Annotated in this window: 17 protein-coding genes; 9 read left to right on the forward strand and 8 right to left on the reverse strand. The window is 38.3% G+C overall.

Annotated features, from left to right (window positions below; genetic code table 11):
• The first annotated feature begins 43 nt into the window (after window positions 1–43).
• From ND812_RS00165 to arsB, 7 genes are all read left to right on the forward strand, one after another.
• Window positions 44–1,222, forward strand: coding sequence for a DUF445 domain-containing protein (locus tag ND812_RS00165; RefSeq protein WP_265373739.1), 1,179 nt, complete (start codon window positions 44–46; stop codon window positions 1,220–1,222).
• Window positions 1,219–2,181: an NAD-dependent epimerase/dehydratase family protein gene (locus ND812_RS00170; RefSeq protein WP_265373740.1), complete on the forward strand. Its 963-nt coding sequence runs from the start codon at window positions 1,219–1,221 to the stop codon at window positions 2,179–2,181. Before ND812_RS00165 ends, ND812_RS00170 begins: the two co-directional genes overlap by 4 nt.
• Before the next feature lie 29 nt (window positions 2,182–2,210).
• Window positions 2,211–3,017: a hypothetical protein gene (locus tag ND812_RS00175; protein ID WP_265373741.1), complete on the forward strand. Its 807-nt coding sequence runs from the start codon at window positions 2,211–2,213 to the stop codon at window positions 3,015–3,017.
• Window positions 3,018–3,123: 106 nt separating this feature from the next.
• A complete protein-coding gene (locus tag ND812_RS00180; protein WP_265373742.1) occupies window positions 3,124–3,465 on the forward strand; it encodes an ArsR/SmtB family transcription factor in 342 nt (113 codons plus the stop codon).
• 1 nt (window position 3,466) lies between these two features.
• Window positions 3,467–3,883, forward strand: coding sequence for an arsenate reductase ArsC (locus ND812_RS00185; RefSeq protein WP_265373743.1), 417 nt, complete (start codon window positions 3,467–3,469; stop codon window positions 3,881–3,883).
• Window positions 3,884–3,893: 10 nt separating this feature from the next.
• Window positions 3,894–4,454 (forward strand): DUF6428 family protein, encoded by a 561-nt coding sequence (locus ND812_RS00190; RefSeq protein WP_265373744.1) that lies wholly within the window; start codon window positions 3,894–3,896, stop codon window positions 4,452–4,454.
• Entirely contained in the window at window positions 4,455–5,489 is a 1,035-nt protein-coding gene (arsB, locus tag ND812_RS00195) for an ACR3 family arsenite efflux transporter (protein WP_265373745.1), read from the forward strand.
• Window positions 5,490–5,500: 11 nt separating this feature from the next.
• On the opposite strand, the gene ND812_RS00200 is transcribed toward arsB, so the two are convergent.
• The 6 genes from ND812_RS00200 to ND812_RS00225 form a co-directional block, all read right to left on the reverse strand.
• The gene (locus ND812_RS00200) at window positions 5,501–6,751 is read right to left on the reverse strand and encodes an NADH:flavin oxidoreductase/NADH oxidase family protein (RefSeq protein WP_265373746.1); all 1,251 of its coding nucleotides are present in this window, start codon (window positions 6,749–6,751) and stop codon (window positions 5,501–5,503) included.
• Window positions 6,752–6,836: 85 nt separating this feature from the next.
• Window positions 6,837–7,850, reverse strand: coding sequence for a sensor domain-containing diguanylate cyclase (locus ND812_RS00205; protein ID WP_265373747.1), 1,014 nt, complete (start codon window positions 7,848–7,850; stop codon window positions 6,837–6,839).
• A 40-nt stretch (window positions 7,851–7,890) separates the two neighbouring features.
• On the reverse strand, window positions 7,891–8,478 hold the full coding sequence (locus ND812_RS00210) for a DUF6962 family protein (RefSeq protein WP_265373748.1): 588 nt from the start codon (window positions 8,476–8,478) through the stop codon (window positions 7,891–7,893).
• A gap of 47 nt (window positions 8,479–8,525) precedes the next feature.
• Window positions 8,526–10,337, reverse strand: a complete 1,812-nt coding sequence (locus ND812_RS00215) for a PAS domain-containing protein (RefSeq protein ID WP_322113666.1) — start codon at window positions 10,335–10,337, stop codon at window positions 8,526–8,528.
• Between the two features lie 233 nt (window positions 10,338–10,570).
• Window positions 10,571–11,041 (reverse strand): GNAT family N-acetyltransferase, encoded by a 471-nt coding sequence (locus tag ND812_RS00220; protein ID WP_265373750.1) that lies wholly within the window; start codon window positions 11,039–11,041, stop codon window positions 10,571–10,573.
• A 227-nt stretch (window positions 11,042–11,268) separates the two neighbouring features.
• Entirely contained in the window at window positions 11,269–12,435 is a 1,167-nt protein-coding gene (locus ND812_RS00225; protein ID WP_108960839.1) for an acyl-CoA dehydrogenase family protein, read from the reverse strand.
• Window positions 12,436–12,494: 59 nt separating this feature from the next.
• On the opposite strand from ND812_RS00225, the gene ND812_RS00230 reads away from it, so the two are divergent.
• Window positions 12,495–13,565: an alpha/beta hydrolase gene (locus ND812_RS00230; protein ID WP_322113633.1), complete on the forward strand. Its 1,071-nt coding sequence runs from the start codon at window positions 12,495–12,497 to the stop codon at window positions 13,563–13,565.
• A 54-nt stretch (window positions 13,566–13,619) separates the two neighbouring features.
• A complete protein-coding gene (locus tag ND812_RS00235; protein ID WP_265373752.1) occupies window positions 13,620–14,324 on the forward strand; it encodes an SDR family NAD(P)-dependent oxidoreductase in 705 nt (234 codons plus the stop codon).
• A gap of 53 nt (window positions 14,325–14,377) precedes the next feature.
• On the opposite strand, the gene ND812_RS00240 is transcribed toward ND812_RS00235, so the two are convergent.
• Together ND812_RS00240 and ND812_RS00245 are read right to left on the reverse strand one after the other, a co-directional pair.
• Window positions 14,378–14,893, reverse strand: coding sequence for an SRPBCC family protein (locus ND812_RS00240; RefSeq protein ID WP_265373753.1), 516 nt, complete (start codon window positions 14,891–14,893; stop codon window positions 14,378–14,380).
• Window positions 14,890–15,234 (reverse strand): ArsR/SmtB family transcription factor, encoded by a 345-nt coding sequence (locus ND812_RS00245; RefSeq protein WP_265373754.1) that lies wholly within the window; start codon window positions 15,232–15,234, stop codon window positions 14,890–14,892. Before ND812_RS00245 ends, ND812_RS00240 begins: the two co-directional genes overlap by 4 nt.
• Window positions 15,235–15,366 lie beyond the last annotated feature (132 nt).

Raw genomic sequence — 15,366 nt, forward strand, 5'->3', positions numbered from 1 at the left:
TATGTGGGATTTTTGGCTTTCGGTAGGCGGTTGGAAATTACTCATGATCCCATTCACTTATGGGTTTGTGGGTTGGGTGACCAATTGGTTGGCACTCAAAATGACTTTTTACCCAATCCAATTCATTGGAATTCCTCCCTATTTGGGGTGGCAAGGGATCATACCCAGAAAAGCACATAAAATGGCCAGTAAGTCTGTAGATGTGATCACAGAACGCCTTCTCAACATCAAAGAAGTTTTCCTTAAAGTAGATCCGAAAAAAGCAGAGGTTGTTTTTTTACCAGCGCTAGACTCAAGCATTCGTTATACGATAAAAGAATTTTCGGATAGTTTAGATCCAAAACTTTGGGAAATCATTCCTGACATTGTCAAAGAAGAAATATATCATAAAGTACGAAGAGAAAGTGGGATTACCATTCGAAAGGTAATCAAGAAACTCCAAGCAGACATTGATTCCTTATTTGATGTAAAAGCATTGGTATTAAAAAAACTTTCTGGTAATAACGTAGGTTTGGTGGTAGAACTTTTCCAAGAAGTTGGTGCCCCCGAGTTTCGATTCATTGAACGATCTGGTTTTTATTTTGGTTTTTTACTTGGCCTTGTCCAAATGGTATTTATGATTTTTTTTCCTATGGCATGGACTCTTCCCATCCAAGGAGTGATAGTTGGTTACCTAACAAATTACTTAGCACTTGAAATGATTTTTAGGCCACTATTACCAAAAAAATTTTTGGGGCTTTGGACTTACCAGGGATTGTTTCTAAAACGACAAAATGAAGTATCTAGGTTGTATGCAAAACTTGTAAGTCAAAAAATCCTTACACCTAAAAATATACTATCGGAACTTATTTTTGGAAAAGCTTCCAAGGAAATCATCGAAATCATTCGCAAAGAAGTGAGTAGCCATGTGGATACAGTTACGTTTCTTGCAAAACCTGCTCTGTATGCGACTGGTAAAATCAATGAATTTGATTCTGCAAAAGAAAGGATCGCTGTGGCGATGGCGGATAATGCGATCGAAAATGCTTTCCATTTAGAATCGTACTTAGGTGAATCTTTGCAGATTGAAACAATGATGGGAGATCGAATGTCAGCTCTTCCCCCAAAAGAATTTGAATCCATCTTACGTTCGGCATTCCAAGAAGACGAAATGTTACTGATACTAGTGGGAGCAGCTCTTGGTGCTCTTGTTGGATGGTTTCAAATGGTATTTATTATATGACTAAAACAATTCTTATCACTGGTGGAAGTGGAGTCCTTGGCAAAGCTTTGATACAAAAGTTAATCCTTGATTACAAAATCATAGCGATTGGAACCAACTACGCCAATTTTCCTGAATCCATACGGCATCATAAACATTTTAAGTTCTATGAAAGAAATTTAGCAACGATCAATGATCCAAAAGATTTTAATCTTTCAGAATCGATTGATCTCATCCTCCATTTAGCGGCTGTTGTATCGGGAGCAAAGGTAGACGAAGTTACTTATTACCAGATTAATGTGAATGCTACAAAACACCTTGTCTCTTATGCAGTTCAAAATAAAATCCCACACTTTGGATTTGTGAGTAGTATTTCTGTGTATGGATCCAAAGAGATCAATTTAAATCTGCAGAGTGAAAGACATGGAACCACTATTTATGCAAAAACAAAAGCTTTGGCCGAAGATTTTGTTTTCCAAAGTGGTGAGAACTATTCCGTACTGAGACTGGCAAGTATTTATGGAAAAGGTACCAAAAGTTTTGTCTCCAAACTCAAATCCTTGATGAAAAAAGGAGTGTATCCGAAAATCCCACCCGTACGTAAAAAATCAATTTTACACATTGAGGATGCAACTGAGGCAATTTATCTTTGGACCAAACAATGTTTAGCTGGGAAAAAACCAGAGAAAGTTTATGTGTTTTCCCATCCTGAATTTGTGACGATCCAAGGTGTGATCCAAACTTTCCAAGAATTAGGGATCACAAAAAAACGATTATTACCCATTCCTGTTTCGGGTGTTTGGTCCAAACTGGTGGAACTTGTCTTTCGTTTGATGAGTTGGATCCGAAAAAAACCTTACCACGGTTCTCCCCTACAACCACTTCTCGAATCTGTGGCAATTTATGATGAGAGTTCCTGGGAAAAGATTGGAACTTTTCCAAAATCAGATTTACGAAAAGGGTTACTTGACTATCAATAATGGTAGGAGACTTAGCCGATATATTCAGTATGAAAAAGCGACTTTGCCTAGTATTTATATTATGTCTTACTATCACGGGATTGGAAGCTGCCACTTGGGTTGAAGACTCACTCGGATTTGCATTTGAATACCCGAGAGGTTGGGCAAAGTCTGTATTACGATATACGGACACGGTTCGGATCCAAATTGCGAAAGCAAATCGAGAAGCCATTTTGCAAATTGATGTGGCTCGCAGAACAAAAGATTATGACATCGATCGCTTTATTGAAGAAACGGTTGATACGTTTTTAACAAAATACCCTGATCTAAAACTAGTTCGAGAAAAGGTTTTGGAAAATGAAATTGCTGGGTTTGATGAATCAACATTTGTTGTTTTGCATTATACAGAAAATAAACAAACAATCTCAAACCGTTTTTTATTCCACCGAAAAGGTGGAATGTATTATGTAATCCAGGCCAAAACCACTCGTGTTTTGTTTTCTAAATATGCCAAAGATTTAGATATGGTGATGAAAAGTTTTCGAAGGGAACCTCGGTCAAAGAATCGATGGCGTAACGATAGTTTGGCGTATCTCGACCCTGTCAAAGATGAAAGACTCATCCAGTATATTTCTATCACAATCCGTCCAATTGAAACTTTTCCACATGAACAAGGTATCTCTCAAAAACAGGATGATGGTTGGTTATTTTCAGTTGAAGGAAACCATAAACCAAATGGTACAGAATTTGAATCGAGACCAAAACCAAGTGACCAAAACTACACCCCAGCCGATGTCAAACCAGACACTCCCACTTCTGATGATCCAGTGGTCATCCCGGACGGTTCTGGAATCTAATCTAATGACTAACAATCATCCATTTTCGAGCTAAATTTGAGAATGGATGTTTTTTTCCCTTGACCGATTTTCGCTCACAATATTTATCGTATATTTACGATATACTATGGCGTTGAACAAAAAAACAGAATTCCCGACTCCCATCCAGAGTTTTGCCTCCTTTGCCAGACTCTTCTCACATCCAGCAAGGATTGCGATTTTAGAAGTATTGGCCAAACGCCAAACTTGCGTTTGTGGAGAGATAGTTGATGAACTTCCACTCGCTCAATCAACTGTTTCGCAACACCTTAAAGAATTAAAGGAAGGTGGACTAGTAAAAGGGGAAGTTGAAGGTACAAGTTCCTGTTATTGTATCAACTGGGAAAACTTCAATCAAATGTCAGACGCATTTATTTTATCACTCAATACGATCAAAGAATTCCAAAAGGAAAATGGGAGCTGTTGTTAAAATGAAAAATATTTTAATCTTATGTACTGGTAATAGTTGTAGAAGCCAAATCGCTGAAGGATGGATGCGATTTTATGCAAAAGAGAAAGCCAATGTGTACAGTGCAGGTATCGAAACTCATGGAGTGAATCCAAAAGCGATCTCTACCATGAAGGAAGTTGGAATTGATATTTCCAATCATACCTCAAACCATATCAACGAATACAAAGACATTACCTTTGATTATTTGATCACTGTATGTGATCACGCCAAAGAAAACTGTCCTTATTTCCCGAGTGATGCAAAACGATTCCACCACAACTTCAGTGATCCATCTAAAAAGATAGGAACTGAATCCGAAATCAAAGAAGCCTTCGCACAAACTAGAGAAGAAATTCGAAAGTATTGCGAAAATTTTGTAAACGAAGAATTAAACTAACGAGGAATATATGAACCAATCAATGACATGGCTTAAATTCAAAAAGAATTTGGATTTGTATCCTGAACAACAACTTACATTTTTATACCAAAACCAAGAAAGAATCTATCCAAATTACCATATCACTGAATTTAAACTAGCCACGATCGAATCAGTGGATTGTGGAGGGAACTATGATACTTGGAAAGAAATCATATTACAAGTATTGGAGCCAAACGAAAAAATCGAAACTAGTTCAATGGAACTCAAAAAGATAAATTCAATTTTTACAAAAGTTTCTAAACAAATATCGATTCCAGATGATGCAATCCTGAGAATTGAATTTGGAAATTCCAAATCTGCAATGAGGCAATATTTTGTTTCCAATTTACAGATTGTTGGTACTGAGCTTGTTATGGAATTGGTTGATGGAAAAACAGAATGTAAGGCATCCGAAAGTTGTGGTGTCAAAAGAGATTCCAACTTACCTATTCTTAATGAAGAATTTGTGAGTGAAAAACCAATGTCAAAAAACTCATGTTGCAATAAAAAACCATCTGATGTCAGTTTAGAAAAAGTTGGTTGTTGCTAAATGAAACATTTATCCTTTTTAGACCGATTTTTGACTGTTTGGATTTTTGGAGCGATGCTCTTGGGTGTTCTCATTGGAAATTATTTTCCAAACTTTGTTGGTTTCATTTCTTCTTTAAATAGTGGTACGACAAATCTCCCGATTGCTATTGGCCTTATCCTCATGATGGTTCCACCACTTGCTAAAGTGAAATACAGAGAAATGGGAAAGGTTTTTCGAGATGGAAGGTTACTTTTTCTTTCACTTCTTCTCAATTGGATTATTGGTCCAATTCTCATGTTCATTCTAGCGATTCTCTTTTTACAAAATGAACCTGAATATAGAACAGGATTGATTCTCATTGGTTTGGCAAGGTGTATTGCTATGGTGATCGTTTGGAATGATTTAGCAAATGGAGATAGAGAATATGGAGCTGCACTAGTTGCTTTGAATAGCATTTTCCAAGTGTTCTTTTATAGTTTTTATGCCTATTTATTCATTACCATCTTACCTCCTTACTTCGGTATCACGTCATCGAATGTCTCAATTGAAATTTCCGAGATAGCAAAAACAGTAGGAATTTATTTAGGAATTCCTTTTCTAATTGGATTTTTATTACGTTTTGGATTTGAATCATTGAACAAAAAGGAATTCTATGAAACAAAATTCCTTCCTAAAATTTCGCCAATCACCTTAATTGCACTTTTGTTTACGATCATTGTGATGTTTAGTTTAAAAGGTGAAATGATTTTAGAACTAACGGAAGATGTAATACAAGTTTCCATACCATTACTCTTTTATTTTATCATCATGTTTTTCTTAAGTTTATGGATGGGATACAAACTAGGTGTTGATTATTCAAAAAATGCAGCAGTCAGTTTTACAGCTACTGGAAACAATTTTGAACTCGCGATCGCAGTTTCAATTGGAGTATTTGGGATTAGTAGCGGAGCAGCCTTCGTTGGAGTCATTGGTCCCCTGATTGAAGTTCCAACTTTAATTCTACTTGTAAAAGTGGCGCTTGCTTTTCGGGACCGATTCTATCCAAAAATGTAAGTTAGCTCCGATTAAGACGAAGCTAATTTTTGATCTAACCAATGCCTGTATCGTTTTGTCAATTTGGACAAACGGATTTGGTCCATCATTAATCGAAACCAGGGAGTAAGGTTTACATTTGGCATTTTTCCTATCGCCAGTCGTTGGAGTTGGTAACGCACCATTGCCATTGTTGCAAGACCGGTAAGTGTTTTAGATTTCCATTTGGGAATGGGCAATTTTAAAATGGATTCTTGATTTTCCTTCCATTCCATTGGTAAATTTGGATTTAAAGCCAAGGCAGTGGCAATCCCAACGAGAGACACGCCTGATTCTAAGACAGACTCCGCAATTTGTTTTCTAACAATTCCACCAGTCACCATTATGGGAACAGATACTACTTTTGTCACTTCTCGTGCAAAATCCAAAAAGTACGCTTCTCTTGCTAAGGTGGAACCATCTTTTGAAATACCTTGCATGGCAGGAGCTTCATAATTCCCACCAGAAATTTCAATAAAATCAACACCTAACTTTTGTATCATATTGATGACAGTCGTTGCATCTTCAAATTGAAATCCACCTTTCTGGAAATCACTAGAATTGATTTTTACAGATACTATAAAATTCGGTTTTACACTCTTACGAACAGATTGAATCACTTCTATTAAAAATTTTGCTCTATTTTCGAGACTTCCCCCCCAAATATCTGTTCGCTGATTTACCAAAGGTGAAAGGAATTGGCTAATCAAATACCCATGGGCTGCATGAATTTGTACGCCATCAAAACCAACTTCTTCCGCGAGTTTTGCAGTCAGTGCAAACCTTTGGATAGTTTCAAGAATTTCCGATTCATCCATTGCTTTCGGTTTGCCCAAAAGTTTTGAAAGATTTCCAATATTTACCGCAAGCGCAGAGGGAGCCCAAACGTTTCCACCTAACTTCGCTAATATTTGCCGACCAGGGTGGTTAATTTGCATAATGATTTTTCCACCCGAAGATTTTGCTTTGTTCGCCCAGGTTTTAAATCCTTCTAACTTACTCCCAGCCTCAAGGACCACCCCACCAGGCCCTGTCATAGACCTATGATCTACCATTACATTTCCAGTAATGATTGTCCCTACTCCTCCCTTTGCCCATGCTTCATATAAATTCCAAAGTGCAGAATCTGGTTCTAAATTTTCATTGGATAAATTTTCTTCCATAGCGGCTTTCACCAATCGATTCGGAAGTATGATTCCATTTGGTAATGTGAGGGTTGTAAATATTGGGGAGTTTGAATTCATCTTTTCCCTTAGACAAGAAGAAGTGATAACTAACTTAAGAAAAATTTAGGGAAGAAACGTGGGAGGTAGAGAATGAACCTTAAGGTTATTGGTTCTTTTTTCCTTGTCGTTTGTTCTCATACATCCTCTCATCTGCCTTTGCAATTAAGGATTCCAGTTCAGCTCCATCTTCTGGGTAATGAGCAACACCAACACTTGCTTTGATTTGAAGGGTTTGGGACTCAAATAAAACTTCCCCTTCTACGATTTTCATAATATTGGATAAAAACGATAAAACTGATTCTTTTGGATCTGGACTCATTAAAATTAATCCGAATTCATCACCACCTAACCTTGCCAATACATCTTGGTCTTGGATCAAGTTAGATAAACGTTTTGCAAATTGTGCGATATAAAAATCACCAGCTGCATGTCCAAATGTATCATTCACTTGTTTTAAACCATCCAAATCAAACATCGCAACAGTCAGTGAAATTGGATTGGATTGTAAACGAGTGATTCCTCTCCTTAAATAGTCATAAAATGCAGAACGATTATAAATTCCAGTTAATGTATCATGGCTTGCTAAGTAGGCCATGGATTGTAATCTTTTTTCTCGTTCTGCCCAGCGGTATGCATTTCTGAGTACAGCTGCCATGGTTCCCGATAACATATTAAGCGTATGAAGATCGTTTTCATGAAAGTATGCAGCTTTTGAACTGAATACTTTTAATACACCTAACACTTCCAAATCGAAGTATAATGGAACTACAATCATGGATCGTAAGCCCACAACACGACAAGCTTCACGATTCACTCGGTTGTCTTCTTCTGAATCGACACAGTATAAAATTTCTTTTGATTGTAAACTGAGTCCAGAAAAACTTCCTGAAACATTTAGTCTTAATCCAATTTGATTGGAAGCAGAACCACTCGCAGCACGGTATACTAAATCATCGCCCTCAACTAATTCGAATACTGCTCCTTCAGCTGAAACAAGTTCCTTGGATCGTAGTGTGATCAGATCTAATAGAAGTGGAATGTCTGGATTAGCGGCAGTAAGCTCTGTTTGGATCTTTAGTATTTTTTCTAAGGTTGACTCTGAAGGAGATGAGGCCATATCGTTTCAGAGTTACCTTATAGAAAGGATCAATATTGATCTAGCTTAATTTTCGAATTCCTTCACCAATACAATAATTTGCAATCGCAAGTAACACATGAAAGATATCAACGTTCAGGAAAGGTCCTGATGACCCCTTCGTACCAATCACTAATCCTGCTAATATAAACAAAACTGCTCCCACGATGCCCATCGTAGCTGCTTGGTTGTGCTTCGGAAAACGTATGATGGAACTGACAAGTACGATGACCATTGCAATTCCACCGACGACTGTCGAATAAATTGGCAGAGGAGCCAAGTAAGCAAAGACCAAATACAAAACAAAAAAGACAGCAATGAATAGGAAAAAAGTTTTTTCCGAAATGGAACGAAAGGAAAAATGAAAAAATGCAAGCCCGATGAGTGGAACACCGAGACAACCAGAGAGGCCTACAAAAAAACGATAGATTGGATCGAGTGTATTGATGCCTAAAAAGTGAATGGAACCAAGTCCTGCGGAGATACCTATGATCGCAAACCCATACAATGCGGAACGAGATGGGATTGATGATTTACCAAAAAAACGATACGCTACACTGAGCGAAACTAAGGACAAAAACAAATCTGATAAAAATGTGGAAAGAACCATGGTGACAGAATTAGAACCAAATTCAGAAGAGTGGCAAGTGAAAATCCTTATGTTTTAGAATTAAATTCTGGAGGAATCACTTCTTGGGACTTTCTTACGATCTCCCCAATGACATCGTCTAGCTCATTAGCAGAATCTATTAAATAACCTAAACTTTTATCCTCTTCCTCTTTTGTCAAACTTCCAGTCCGAATGAGTTGGGTTAAACCCATAATCCTTGCCAACGGGCTTCTAACAACATGTGACTGTGTCCATGCAATTGATTTTAGTTTTTTGTTTTGAGTTTTGATCGCTTCTAGTTGTGTTTCTTTTTCGGTCACATCATGAAAATTGTCAACGATCCCACCTATCGATTCATCAGATAACATATTAGTAAGTGTTGATTCCACATACCTCCAAGATCCATCTTTGTGTTTGGCACGAAAGGTTTCACTTGCCAAAGAACCTCCAAGAGGTAATGCTAATACATCAAATAATCTTTTTTTAAGTCTTGGCGAATCATCTGGATGAACAACATCAAACAAATTGAGACTTAACGCTTCTTTTTCTGTATAACCCATTACTTTTGTGATTGATGGAGAAACATATTTCCCTTGGCCTCTCGGATTGAGAATCATGATGACATCTGCTCCATTTTCTACTAAAACACGGAACCTTTTTTCATTTAAGATCAGTTCCTTACTCTTACGCATTAAACTGGAGATATCTTTAGAAAAACAAGCAAGGCCAGTTATTTTTTCGTCTACATTTCGTATGGGATTAAATGAAACTTCTCTATGTTCTTCTTCATGAGTGATTGGACTTATGAAATTTTCAAAAGAAGTGAAGGATTCACCAGAGAGTCCTCTTTCATAGTATTCTTTCCATTTATAATAAAATTCTTCGCCAGCAGTTTTTACTAAAACAGAATCACCTTCCTTAGCGGGGTATTGTTGTAAAAAACTGAGGACATCTAAAAAAGATTGGTTTGCAGCCACCAAACAAAAGTTTGTATCAATAGACCAAATGAGATCCGATGTTCCATTGATGAGTGCTTCTTGGTTTCGTTTGATACGAATTAATTTTTCTTCATTGATCACTTTTTCAGAGATATCACGAGTTAAACTTAATACGGATGTAATTTCACCTTTTTGGTTTGTTAGAGGAACTGCGGTACTTTCCATCCAACGATGTGTTCCTTTCATACCAATGATCCGAAAACGAGCACTTGATTTGATTCCTTTTAACGCATTTTCATGAAGACTTCGGTAGAATCTAAGGTCAGATGGTTCAATTAATGCTTCTACTTTTTTTCCGATCGCATCCTCTGGAATTTCTGCTTCAATCATATTGAGCCCAGCAGGGTTCATTTCAATGAGGATTCCATCAGGGGAAACAACCTTTACACATTCTGGTTCAGATTGTAAGATAGAACTGAGTCGTAATTCTTGTTGTTTGAGTTGTATGTAGGATTCAGTTCGGTCAGTAATGTCCTGGAATATTCCCACAATTTGAATGGGCTTACCCGAATCATCACGAACTAGTTCTGCTTGGCTGTGAATGGTTCGAACTGTGCCATTTTTTGTTACAAGGCGACACTCTAAATTATATGGAATCCCTTTTTTAAAAACATCTTCCATATGTTGTTTTGCTTTTTCTCGATCGTCGGGATGGACATAGTTGTAACCTAACTCAAGTGAGATGGGCATTTCCACTGGATCCATTTCTAAAATAACAAAAATACCTTCAGACCAATGTATGGTTTGAGTGATAAAATCAAATTCCCAATGACCCAGTTTCCCTAATGTTTCCATTTGGCGAAGGATACGAAGGTAATGATCTTCTTTTCGCGATTTTCCAGGGAATGGTTCTTTTGGGATACTAGTCACTTTGATTACCGGTCCAAATGGGACTTAGAGTTTCTAATATAAGAAGTCTTAAGTCAGCCACTTTTTTACAGATTACCGAATCAGAAATAGAATTTAGGAAAAAAAGTTCATAAGAATGGTTATCCTGCCAGGGATCTGGAGGGTTTAGTCCTTGGTGAGTGGTAACGAACTAAGGACGGGAGCGTGAGCGCACCCTGTAAGAGCCCGCCCGGGCAGCCAGAATCTTAAAGAATTGTTTGGGAAATTTTTTTTTCAAAACAAATGGCCGTTGGATCAGTGGTCCATTTTCCAAAGGCAGGGATTTCATAAAAACCATAGTTTTTATATAACGCAATTGCTTCTGGTTGCGGAGAACCTGCACGTAAAATCATGGAAGTATAGCCATCTTTTGCAGATTGTTTTTCCAACTCTACTAACAAAGATGATGCGACTTTCAATTTACGAAAACTGGGAAATACAAAAACGGAATCCAATTCACATTGTGTATCACTAAACTTGGTATAGGCGACAGATCCCATTACCGCATTTGTTCCCAACTCTTCCGCTAAAAGGAATCTACCTCTGGGTGGTAAAAAATCAGAGAATACCATTGGATTTGGTGCCTGGAAGCCATATCGATTTTGGATTTCTAACCAAAGTTGGTCCATACAAGATTGGGATTTTGAATCATGTGTGACTATCCATCGGAAGTTCATATTTGGTTTCTTCATTGCCAAAAGATGAACTTTTAAAAATAGAAATTTGCAAATTCAATTTTTCGCTAGAGGAATTCGGCGGGTGGTGTAAGAGGGAGTCATTGGGTGGCGGGTGGACACACCCCACCCAATCAGGGCGGGGATACCTACATCCAACCTGTACCACCCCAAAAAAAAAGCCCCCATCACTGGAGGCTCCCTTTCAACAGAATTTCGGTTTGAAACTCTTAGTCTTTTTTCGAAGCTGCTTCTTTGATTACGTAAGCTGCAATTTCGTTCTTTTGGATTTGAGTTGTTCCTTCGAAGATCGTGAGGATTTTTGAATCTCTCATTAATTTCTCAACAGGATACTCTTTTGTGTATCCGTATCCACCAAAAATTTGAACTGCATCAGTTGCACACTGAACAGCACACTCAGATGCGTATGCTTTTGCAATTGCAGAGTATTTTGGAAGGTTAGGGTCATTTGCGTCAGAAAGACGAGCTGCTTTGTAAGTGATTTCTCTTGCAGTTTCAACTTTGATAGACATATCAGCTAACATGTGTTGTACTGCCTGGAAAGTTCCGATTTTCACACCGAACTGCTCTCTTTCACGAGCATAACGTGCTGCGTGGTCAAGTGCTGCTTGCGCCACACCCACACCCATTACTGCTACAAATGGACGAGAAGCATTCAATGTTTGGAGTGCGTAAACGAAACCGAGGTTTTCTTTTCCTACTAATTGTTCTTCGCTCACTTCACAATCTTCAAAAATAACTTGGTGTGTAGAAGATGCACGGATTCCGAGTTTATCTTCTTTTTTACCGACTGTAAGACCTTTTGTATTACGTGGCACGTAGAAACAAGAAACTCCACGTGTTCCACGGTTTTTATCAGTATAAGCAAATACAGTAAAAGCTTGGGCATCAGATGCACCAGTGATCCATTGTTTTGCACCGTTGATGACCCATTTGTCACCTTTTTTCTCGGCACGAGTGGTCATTCCTGGAACGTCAGATCCAGCACCTGGTTCTGATAAACAGAAAGAAACTCCGAACTTACCTTCAGCGATGTCTGGAAGCCATTTGAGTTTTTGTTCGTGAGTAGCACCTTTTAGGATAGGAAGGATACCAAGACCAGTGTAAGCAAACCCTAGAGCGATTCCAAGGCATCCACGAGACAATTCCTCGATGGCTAAACACTGCTCAATGGCTCCAAGTCCCCATCCACCGTATTCTTCTGGAATCACCAGACCGTTGATTCCAAGTTCGGAACGCATTTTATTGATGAGTTCAGTTGGGTGTTGGTTTTTTTCATCCCAGTGCAAGGCTACTTCATGCGGGATTTCTTTTTTGACGAAGTTACGAACTAAATCTCTGATTTCAAGTTGTTGCTCTGTGAATTGGCTATACATTCCGGGATGTTCCTTCTAAGAATGGGGTATTTACTACCTTTTTTCGTACGACCCTTCCTGTGCCAAGGGTTTTTCTCTCTTTACAAGAAAGCAAATACACTGTAAAATTTTCCATTTGTATGGCTAAATCGTGTTCTTTATTCCACAACCTGAGACAGATCACTTCTGTTCTCCTTATCACAATAACCTTTGCGATTGTTTCTTGCGCAGGACGACCCAATTACCAACCGAAAGCAAACTTAAGTTATGCGAACTTTGAGGTATACTTCCAAGAAAAGTTAAACGAAAGTAAACGCAAAAACCATAGACCTGGAAACGAAGAACGTTATATCAGTTTTGGGAAAAAAACTCCTCTCGCATTTTTATACATCCATGGATTTGGTGCGTCTCGTGCAGAAGGTGAGGAGGTAATGGAAAAATTGGCAAAAAAGTATAAGGCCAACACTTACTTACTCAGGCTACCAGGTCATGGAACAAATAAAGAAGACCAAAGAGACCAAAATTTTAATAACTACTTGGATGCATCACGTGAAGCATTGTATATGATGCAATCACAAGGAGACAAAGTAATTGTGTTTGGAAGTTCTATGGGAGGACTACTTGCGACATGGCTTGCATCCGAATACCCTGAAGAAGTGGATGGACTTGTACTTGCCAATCCCTTTTATGCACCTGTGGATGGAAGTTTGAATATTCTTAATTATCCAGGTGGACTTAGTTTCATCCATTTACTCAAAGGAAAAGTAAGAGCTTCATCACATAACAATCCAAAAGTGCTTCCTGAAAGAAACAACTATTGGTATCCGGAACAATACTTTGCTGCACTTGTGGGAGTAAATGATCTCAAAAACTATGCAGCAGTTCCAGATGTATATCGAAAGGTGACTTCTCCCGCTTTATTATTATATTATTACAAAAATGAAAAAGAACAAGATCCAACAGCAAGTGTTCCCAAAATGTTGGAAGGTTATGCCAACTTTGGCTTAGATAAAACACCAAATCCACTCAATAAAAAAGTCGCAGTCGAAAACGGAATGCATGTCCTTATGTCTAAATGGGTGATCACTGATAAAGTGTTTATCGAATCACAAATAGATGTTTGGTTAAAAGAATTACTGAAAACTAAATAAGTTAAATAACTTTTTTTGATGTAGATCGCGAAACAAGATTTGAAGGAGTTTCCCATGAACCAGAGTAAAGAAAAAATTGCACTTGTGACAGGTGCCAACAGAGGGATTGGGAAACAAGTTTCCATTGATTTGGCAAAACAAGGAATTTATGTTCTCATTGCTTCCAGAAATGTTTCTGATGCAGAAGATACTTTAAAACAAGTAAAATCCTTTGGCAAAGGAGAGATCATCTCTCTCGATGTTTCCAAAGAACAGAGTATCAATGAAGTTCACGATATCATTACCGGAAGTTTTGGTCGTCTGGATATTTTAGTTAACAATGCAGGGATCTTTACAGACCCAGGTTCCTTTTTTGAAACCACTTCGGAAGACTTACACCGCACCTTAATGGTAAATCTATTTGGTCCATTTCGGCTGATCCAAGTTTTTTTACCGATGATGGTCCAAAACAATTACGGTCGTATAGTCAATGTTAGCTCTGGGATGGGACAACTTTCTGATATGGGTGGTGGTTATCCAGCGTATAGAATTTCCAAAACGGCCATCAATGCTTTGACAAACCTTTCCAGTACAGAAGGTGTTGGAAAAAATATCAAAATCAATTCCGTTTGCCCTGGTTGGGTGAAAACCGATATGGGTGGGACAAATGCAACTAGGCCAGTGGAAAAAGGTGCTGAAACCATAGTATGGGCAGCGACCCTACCCGATGGTGGACCCACAGGGAAATTCTTTCGTGATAAAAAAGAGATCCCTTGGTAAAATCAAACCAAGGGATTCCCAATGCCTTGGTTTTTAGTAATAAAAGTTTTTCCCTACGTAATTGTTGCGAGGTATTTGTCCAACTCCAAATAACATTCTGCCATCCCATCTGCGGCACCCGATTCCACCATCATTTTACAAATGTCAGGTGAAGCGTATCGACAGACATGTGTCATCAGAGTTCGTTTTCCTTCTGTTGTGAATGTGCGTGATTCGAAAGTGGCATTTGGATCTTCCGGAGCATTTGCATCAAATGTTGCCATATCCATAATGTAATTTTCTGTGTTGGCGAGGGTTTCTGGAACAACAACTTCGCGAAAGGTTCCATACACACCTGATTTATTTCCTTTCTCATCTGCATAAAGATAAAGGTATTTCCCACCAACTCTTAGGTCTTGTTCACAAGTATCGAGGACCATACCTTCTGGTCCAATGAGCCATTTTTTCATTAACTCAGGTTTGGTGTGACACTCAAATACCAATTCCCTAGGTGCATCGAAATACCTTTGGAAAACAACCTCATTGTCACCTTTCCGAATCATCTTCACTTCATTTTGTTTTGAATTCATTTTTTCTTCACCCCTTTTGGTTGTATTCTTTGTAATTCGTCTAATAACCCGTCGAGTGCCTGGTACCGTGTTTCCCACATTTGTCGGTATTTCTCCATCCAATCCACAGCTTCTTTGAGAGGGGCAGTTTGTAACCTACGTGGCCTTTCCTGAGCCCTTCTTGTTGTTGTAATGAGTCCAGCTTCTTCTAATATCTTAAGGTGTTTCGAAATGGCTGGTTGGCTCATTTGAAACGGCTTCGTAAGTTCCATCACCGTTAGGTCTTTTTTTGCCAGATGCATCAAAATGGCCCTTCTTGTGGGGTCAGCCAGTGCGGAAAATGTTGCGTCCAGAGTTTGCATATCTAATTAGTTATATAAATATTTGGTTATATATTACTTAAATGTCAAACTCCTTTTTAAAGAGAAAATGAAAAAATTGACGATCTTAAAATATTTGTTTCGATTCAGTGACTCAGAAATTTTGTTTTTCGA

Source organism: Leptospira limi, from assembly GCF_026151395.1.
In the GTDB taxonomy this organism is placed as follows: Bacteria; Spirochaetota; Leptospiria; order Leptospirales; family Leptospiraceae; genus Leptospira_A; species Leptospira_A limi.